This window comes from Longimonas sp., assembly GCF_046498435.1.
Taxonomy (GTDB): Bacteria; Bacteroidota; Rhodothermia; order Rhodothermales; family Salinibacteraceae; genus Longimonas.
On sequence record NZ_JAWOAR010000110.1, the window covers coordinates 1 to 4,331 of the forward strand.

At 62.7% G+C, this 4,331-nt stretch carries 3 protein-coding genes; all 3 read right to left on the reverse strand.

The genetic code is table 11. From position 1 onward, the window contains the following. Positions 1 to 225 precede the first annotated feature (225 nt). The gene (locus R6U20_RS04420; protein ID WP_410336658.1) at positions 226 to 1,218 is read right to left on the reverse strand and encodes an MDR family oxidoreductase; all 993 of its coding nucleotides are present in this window, start codon (positions 1,216 to 1,218) and stop codon (positions 226 to 228) included. A 120-nt stretch (positions 1,219 to 1,338) separates the two neighbouring features. Continuing rightward, complete coding sequence (locus R6U20_RS04425) at positions 1,339 to 2,604, reverse strand: amidohydrolase family protein (RefSeq protein ID WP_410336659.1); 1,266 nt, start codon at positions 2,602 to 2,604, stop codon at positions 1,339 to 1,341. Continuing rightward, positions 2,582 to 3,886, reverse strand: a complete 1,305-nt coding sequence (locus tag R6U20_RS04430) for an amidohydrolase family protein (RefSeq protein ID WP_410336660.1) — start codon at positions 3,884 to 3,886, stop codon at positions 2,582 to 2,584. Before R6U20_RS04430 ends, R6U20_RS04425 begins: the two co-directional genes overlap by 23 nt. Positions 3,887 to 4,331 lie beyond the last annotated feature (445 nt).

A 4,331-nucleotide genomic window follows, 5' to 3' on the forward strand; every position in this document is an offset into this window, starting at 1 on the left:
CCGGTTGCGGTATCGCCTTTCCGCAGTGCACCGGATCTACTTTAGAAGCCGGCCTTCGGCCTCGTGTGGGGATGAATGGATGGGGGGACGTTTTTTCATCCACCCCTCCACCCTTCCATCCCTCCACACTTCCACCCCTCAACGGAGCATGCGGAGTTGGTATCCTTCCCCATTTCTACGTGCGTAGTGCAATGGGCGCAGCGGACAAAAACAGGGCGTGGACTGCTATCCCTGCACTTCAACCACGATACGCCCGCGCGAGTCGCCGCTGAGCACGTCTTGAGCTGCATCGGGCACATCTTCCAGATTGATCACCTGATACGTCATCCGCTCCAGCAGGTCGTCGGTCAGGAGTGCATCGAGGCGGGCCCAGGCGGTGCGGCGGCGATCGTTGGGGCACGTGTTCGAGTCGATGCCCAGCAGGTTCACGCCGCGCAAAATGAAGGGCAGCACCGTAGTATGCAGTTCGTGTCCGGCTGCATTGCCGAACGAGGCGACACTTGCATGACGCTTTAGCTGCGCAATGAGGGTGGCCAGCGTATCGCCGCCGACCGCGTCAATGGCCCCGGCCCACTGGCCCGACTCCATGGGGCGCTTCGGTCCGTCGCTGAACGCGTCGCGATGCACAATGCGTTCGGCGCCAAGCGTATTCAGGTAGGCATGGGCATTTTCGCTCCCGGTTGATGCCACGGCGGTGTATCCGGCCTGTGCCAGGAGCGCCACAGCCATGCTTCCCGCTCCCCCCGACGCCCCAGTTACGACGACCTCGCCGCTGTCGGGCGCGAGGCCGTGGTCTTCGAGCGCCATCACGGAGAGCATGGCGGTAAACCCGGCGGTGCCAATGGTCATGGCCTGGTGTGGCGACAGGCCCTCGGGCAGCGCCACCAGCTGATCGGCACGCACGCGCACCTCTTCGGTGTAGCCGCCCCACACGTCTTCGCCCAGCCCCCAGCCGGTGCCAATCACGCGGTCGCCCGTGTCCCACGCATCGCTTTCGCTGGAAACAACCTCGCCCACCAGGTCGATGCCGGGCGCAATTGGAAGGTCGCCGCGAATGATGGGAGCGCGGTTGGTCACGGCCAGCGCGTCTTTGTAGTTGATGCTGGAGTAGAGCACCCGCACGTGGGTATCGCCCGGCGGCAGGTCATCCCTCGTAATTGTGTCGAGGCGGGGCGTGACGTCGCCATCGGTGTTGTGGAGCAGCAGTGCGCGAAACATAAGCAGGTTGGAGGATGCGTGAGGGATTCCATGATGGACAGATGGATGCAACTACATACGGGACGCGCCTATCCGGCACGCCCCGCAGGGTACAGGTTTCGTAGACGTGGCGTGCCGTTGTTAGGGGCAGCCGTCTTCTTTGACGACTTCGCCCTCAATGACGACCGTGCACGCGTTGGTGACATACTCGAACGGGTTGCCGTTGTAGAGCGCCACGTCGCCGTGCTTGCCCGGTTCGAGAGTGCCAATCACGTCGCTCTGGCCGATGATTTCGGCCGCGGTGCGCGTGATGCTGGCCAGTGCGGCCTCGTGCGGCAGTCCGTTGGCGGCAGCAATGCCGGCTTCGAAGAGCACCACGCGTGTTTTAGGCACGTAGGCTTCGTATCCACTCTGAATGGCTACGGGGATGCCCGCCGCGTGCAGCTCGCCAGCGGTAGTCAGCTGGGCGTTTTCAGCGGCACCAAACGGACGGATTTTGGGCGGGTGGAGCACCACAGGCACGCCTGCTTCGGCAATCTCATCGGTTACGAGGTACGCTTCGGAAGCGCCTTCGAGCACGAGGTCGAAGCCGAACTCATCGGCCAGGCGCAGCGCGGTAAGGATGTCGTGGCTCCGGTGCACCTGGATGAACGCCGGGATTTCGCCATCGAGCACCTGCACGAGCACCTCCATCGCCAGGTCGCGGTCGCGGTCGTCGTCAGCGTCGCGGTAGCGTTCGGCCTGCAAGAACATGTCGCGGAGCATCGAGGCTCCTTTAGCGCGTGTACCAGGCGAGCTAAACTGCTCGGTGGCGGCTGAACCCATCGTCATGGAGAGCGCGCTGATGTCGCTCAGGGCCGCGTCGTCCACGGTTTCGCCGGTGGTTTTGAAGGTAGCGGTCTGCCCGCTAATGAGCGCGCCGGGGCCGTGCCCGGTATGCACGGTGGTGATGCCCTGATCGCGCAAGAACGCGACCAGCTCTTCTTGCGGATTGTACGCATCAATCGCGCGCAGATCGGGCTGCATGGGCGCTGTGGTGTCGAGCTGGTCCTGGTCGGAGTCTACGTTGTAGATGCCGCTTAGGCCTACGGTGCCGCGCGGGTCTACGAGTCCGGGCGTAGCCACGGTGCCTTCGTAGACGGTGGCACCGTCGGGAATGTCAACGGCATCGGCGGGGCCCACGTCAGCGATGGTGGATCCTTCGATGAGCACCACGCCGTTGATGATGGGATCGCCCGTCATGGTGTGCACGGTGTCGGCGCGCAGGGCGACTTGTGCGTGTAGCGGGGCAGCCATTAGCATCCAGGCTGCTACGCCAACGACCAGGAGCGCGGCTCCACGCATCCACAGAGCAAAAAAAGCGGATCGGGTGTTGCGGGTGGGGTTATTCATTGATGTCGTGGACATGGTGCATAGTGCCATCGAAAATGCGGTAGCCGCCTGTAAAGTAGGCGTTGTCATCGGGGTTGCTTCGGTCGAACACGCGCGCGCCCTCGACCCACGTCTCGTTGATGCGGGTGTAGGTGCTGAGCGGATCGCCGGAGAGCAGAATGAAGTCCGCGTCTTTACCGGCTTCGAGCGAGCCGATGCGATCTTCAAGCCCGAGCTGACGTGCGCCCTCAATCGTGACGGATTCAAGCGCGGCGGTGCGGTCCATGCCGGCGCGAACGCCCATGGCGGGCGAGCGCAGGAAGACGCGCGAGTCGGTAATCGGGTCGTCGGTATGATACGACACGTTGACGCCCGCCTCGTCGAGCACGCGTCCGTTTTTGAAGTAGAGTTTGGCAGCTTCGTGCTTGCCGCCGGGCGAGTCGAGCGTGATGATAGAGGTAGGTACGCCAGCCTCGGCAATCTCGTCGGCCACGCGCCAGCCCTCGCTCACGTGATGCAGCACCAGCTCAAACCCAAACTCTTCGCTTAGGCGGATCGCCGTCATGATGTCGTCGTGGCGATGCGTATGAAAGTGCACAATGCGTTCGCCGTTGAGCACCTCCACAAGCCCTTCCATGCCCAGGTCGCGGTCCGGCGATTCGCCCGCTTCGAGCCGCTCGCGGTAGGCTTCAGCCTGTGTGAAAAGCGCACGGGCTTCAGCGGCAGATTTTGCGCGTGTGCCCGGGAACGACCCGCTATCGCGTTGCGGGTTGGTGCCATTGGCCATTTTCATGCCGCCGCACACATCTGAGTCTTCATAGCAGAGCAACAGGTCGTCGATGGTTGTCCCTTCGCGCAGCTTCAGGTGCGTGGTCTGCCCGCTCATGAGGTGACCTGAACCCGACAGTACGTTTACGGTGGTGATGCCGCCGGCACGGGCGCGCATCATGCCGGAGTTGCGCACGTTGATGCCGTCGATGGTACGCACGCCGGGATGCAGCGGCGAGGAGCCATCGCCTCCAGACACGCCGCCGATGTGCGAGTGGGTATCGATAAGCCCGGGCATGATAACCTGGTCCGAGGCGTCGATCTCGACCGCGCCACGGGGCACGTCGACCGCGTCTACGGAGCCTACATCGAGGATTTCACCGTTCTGAATAACGAGCGCGCCGTTGTCGATCACGTCGCCGCTCATCGGATAGATGGTAGCGCCGCGAAACACGTGCGGATCGTCCTGGGCCTGGGCGGTATCGGCCGCCAAGAGGCCCAAAACGCCGACCGCAATGAGCAGCGCCTGGCGTATCTGTTTGGATAGCATATGGGTGTGGGGTGTGTCGAACAGGGTGGAGAAGGGAAACGTGTGGCCGTGCGTATGTGCTGTAACGACGACCACACGCCCCCTAAGGTAGGAAGTAACGCCGAAAATCGCAATGCAGAACAGCGAGGTGGAAGCGCTTCTGTTATCAAGTTCACAGCGGAAGGCATGAGTGCCCGTCCGCTTCACTGTGTACCCACTGGGCGGTCGTCAGTGCCTGGCATTGCACCGACTTGTAGGAACGGAAGGGCGGATGCAGCGGTACGCGTGTACTAAGATTCGGCGCTTACCCTCAATATATGCGGAGTCCAAAGACAAGGAGGTAGGAGACCTTGGCTTCGTGGTCGCGGATGTCGCTGAGGCTAGGACGGACGCCAAGGGATTGGCAGAAGGTGGTCCACAGGCCGAAGATGGAGTCACGGGCCTTGTTGGTCTTGGTGATGTTGGT